Genomic DNA, 3,322 nt, shown 5'->3' with positions numbered 1-3,322 from the left:
GACGAGAAGCACCGCCGACTCAGCACAAACCGGCATGGCCGGGACTTCTGAATCTGGGGGCCCGGTCAGCTCAAACCTCTTTTGGAGAACCGTATGGCTGAAATCATCGAAATCGGGTCATCGCCTTGCAATGAAGAATGCGCACAGGTCGGGCAATCGGACTACCCAGAGCGCAGCAAGGCGGAATGCAGGGCTTTTATCAACCAGATCAAACGCGTGATCGGCGAGCCGCCTGAAGGCGTCACTCTCTACACCAAGAGCAATTCGCACGACTTCGGCACGTATCGCGAAGTTGCCGTGAAGGTCACCGCGGTAGGCGAAGACGCGCGTGACATCGCATTGGTGTACGCCTATCGCTGCGAAGGCGAGTCCCCCGAAAACTGGGACGACGAAGCGCGTGCAGAACTCGCCGACGCCGGTTTTCCATCTTCCGTAGAGGCGTAACGGAACGTCAAGACAGCAGTCCGCTTCACGCGGGCTACTCGCAGACCACGGCGGCCGATGGCCGCCGACAGCGCGCAAGGTTAAAGATGGCATTCACACTTCCCGACTGGACGAAGCCGTACCTAACCGGACAGCGCGTCGGGCACGCACAGGCACTCATGGCATACGCAGATTACTACTGCGTTGACGGCAGCGCCGACGAAGAACCCCTGGAGGTCGAGGAGCGGATCGAACTGCATCGGCCGCCGATGGTGTCATACGCGAGCCGCACGGGCACGCGACGCAACCTTGCCGCGATGCGCGCTGCCGGGTGGAGGCTACTGGTTTCTGCCGCCGGAGTATTGCGCACGGAGGGCATGCCGTACGCGCTCGACAACGGAGCGTGGTCGGCATTCCAGCAAGGCGTCCCCTTTGACGAAAACGCTTTCATGCGCGCCGTCGACAAACTAGGGGAGGGTGCCGACTGGATCGTGCTGCCAGATATCGTTGCTGGCGGCTTGAAGTCTCTCGACTTCTCGCTTGCCTGGCTGGAAAAGCTCCGCGACCTCCCCACACGGCTCCTGATTGCCGTGCAGGACGGTATGGAAATTGACGATGTGCGTTCGCTGTTGTCCCCTGCAGTTGGGGTCTTCGTAGGTGGCACCACTGAATGGAAAGTGGCGACGACCATGGCTTGGGGATCAGTCGCCCGCCGACGTAACTGCTATCTGCATGTCGGTCGGGTCAACTCCGACAAGCGCATCCGTATCTGCGCCGCAGCAGGAGCCAACAGCGTCGATGGCACCAGCGGGTCGCGCTTCGCGAAGACCATAGCAAGACTGGACCGTTCTGTGCGCCAACCCGATATGTTCTCCCGGGCGCATGAAAGCCTTGCAGAAGCGCAGCTCGCCGGTGAGGGCTTATTGCTTTCTTCCCTGATCGACTAGACAGACGAGCGACCTCGCTCGAGGAGATAGACCCATGAGGTTCAAGCGACAGGAGCGGTATGAATTTACGGACACCTCGCGCAAGCGAGCAGCGTTCGAACGAAAAAAACGAATCGAGCGCGAAGCGTTTCCGCTCTTCGCAGACCAGATCGCTGCCGAACAGATAAGCACCGACGAAGAAATGGCCGGGCGCCGCGTCACGTGGGAACGCCAGACCGTTGCCGATCGACAACGGCGCGCGGGAGAGTGGCGTAAGGCACGAGCTCGCGTACGTGAGTATCCCGACCCAGTTCGCCGCGCCTTGCTCGCCTACTGGCAAAATTGCAGATGGCCAGCCGACCCGAGTTACTTTTTGACCATGTGCCATATGTACGACAACGGACGGCTGGAGCTTCCCGCATCGTCCTAACCCCGAGACGCCGGCCCGGTTCCGGCGTTTATGTTTCCGGTACTGCCGCAGCCATCCAGCCGTGCCGCTGCATCTTGCGCGCCTGGCTACGCCCGTCACGCAAGCTGACAGCATCGCGTCACGGAATCATTTCACCCCCGCTCTTGGGGCCGCGCCGCGTCCCGCGGACTTGCCCCGGCGCGTGCCATCCCCTCCAGCCTCGCTGCCTGCAGCAGCTCGGTTCCCGGAGCCAGCCCGCCGTCAGTTGCTTGCGTACTGGCATCACTGCAGCTGACCTGCACCCGACCTATCTTTTTTTGACGGTGCGCATGTACGATACCAGTCGCCTTGAACTCCAAAATTCACCCAAGGCCCGACGCGAATTTTTTGCGTAATAGTCCGAAGTAACAATGTAGCGATATCTAAAATCGCGTTGGTAGCATCAGTCAGATTAGCCACCGGAACAACAACTAGCATCGAGGAAAATAACAAATGCTTCGTCTGAAATCCCGCTCCATTTCCGCTGCTGTACTTGCACTTGCGCTCGCAGGTTGCGGAGGAGGTGGTAGTTCAAATAGTGGAGACAAGTCCACGCAACCCGCGAACACCACCCCACAGACAACGACCACGTCGAATACCGACTATAGCGTCACGGGTACCGCGCCCGCTGTAACTGGTGTAAATGGCATTGTGGCTGCGGTTTTTGCGCCGGACACGCTGACCTCAACAGGGCTGACAGGTGATGGATTTACGACCTCCACCGCTCCGCTCTCGAGCCAGGTTCAACAATCGAATTACGGGGGCGCATTCACGACGGTTGCAAGTACGAATGGGGCCGTGACGCTGACAAAGAAATCAACGATTGCGGATATCAACGGGGCGGGCGGATATATCGCGATCGGCCGTTGGACCAACGGCTCGGACTCGAGCGGCGGAAACTATACTGCCAATCAAGGGGCGCACTATGCTATCGGCGCTCCGCTGGTGATGCCGACGACGGGAACCGGCTCGCTCGCCTGTTCGAATCTTATGGCCACCTCGCCAACTTCGGCAGCGGGTAACGTTGCGCCTGGGTCGCTGCAGACGGCCACCGCGACCCTGGATCTTGGCACACTGACGATCAAAAATTTCTCCGCGACCGTCACAATCGGCTCGGACACTGCCGCCACCTTCTCGAAGGCAAGCGCGTCCTCGGGTGGTGAGGCGTTTGGTGGTGGCGTGACCGTCATGACGCGGCTGATGGGCACCGATACGACCAAACCGCTGATCGCCGTCGCCTACGGCGCGAAGCTTGCAAACACTGGTGACATCAACGGTCTCGTCGTTCTGACGTGCCAGTGACGCATTGATCGACCTGGTTGCGGTGCGGGCGGCATTGTCGCGCGCACCGCAAAGTCAGGGCACGCCGCGGTCCCCCTCTCCACAACACACTAAACAGCCGTGACGCGACACCTCGCGCGACAGGCTTCGCCTGTCGCGCAAGCTGACAGCACCGCGTCACGGAATCAATTCACCCCCGCTCTTGGGGCCGCGCCGCGTCCCGCGGACTTGCCCCGGCGCGTGC

The 3,322-nt window shown here is 60.6% G+C and carries 3 protein-coding genes; all 3 read left to right on the top strand.

Annotation, left to right across the window (positions count from 1 at the left end):
* Positions 1-93 precede the first annotated feature (93 nt).
* Positions 94-444, top strand: coding sequence for a hypothetical protein (locus M0D67_RS41835; RefSeq protein ID WP_266243628.1), 351 nt, complete (start codon positions 94-96; stop codon positions 442-444).
* Positions 445-602: 158 nt separating this feature from the next.
* Positions 603-1,370 carry a hypothetical protein gene (locus tag M0D67_RS41830; protein ID WP_266243626.1) on the top strand — a complete coding sequence of 256 codons (768 nt, stop codon included), beginning with the start codon at positions 603-605 and terminating at the stop codon, positions 1,368-1,370.
* A gap of 1,225 nt (positions 1,371-2,595) precedes the next feature.
* Entirely contained in the window at positions 2,596-3,099 is a 504-nt protein-coding gene (locus tag M0D67_RS41825) for a hypothetical protein (RefSeq protein WP_266243624.1), read from the top strand.
* Positions 3,100-3,322 lie beyond the last annotated feature (223 nt).

Source organism: Paraburkholderia sp. SECH4, from assembly GCF_030511745.1.
Classification (GTDB): Bacteria; Pseudomonadota; Gammaproteobacteria; order Burkholderiales; family Burkholderiaceae; genus Paraburkholderia; species Paraburkholderia madseniana.
This window is presented reverse-complemented; position numbering and strand designations above follow the sequence as displayed.

Excerpts from the sequence above, each read along its gene's own strand:
- M0D67_RS41830 (WP_266243626.1), top strand. The coding sequence starts at position 603 with ATGGCATACGCAGATTACTACTGCGTTGACGGCAGCGCCGACGAAGAA.
- M0D67_RS41835 (WP_266243628.1), top strand. The coding sequence starts at position 94 with ATGGCTGAAATCATCGAAATCGGGTCATCGCCTTGCAATGAAGAATGC.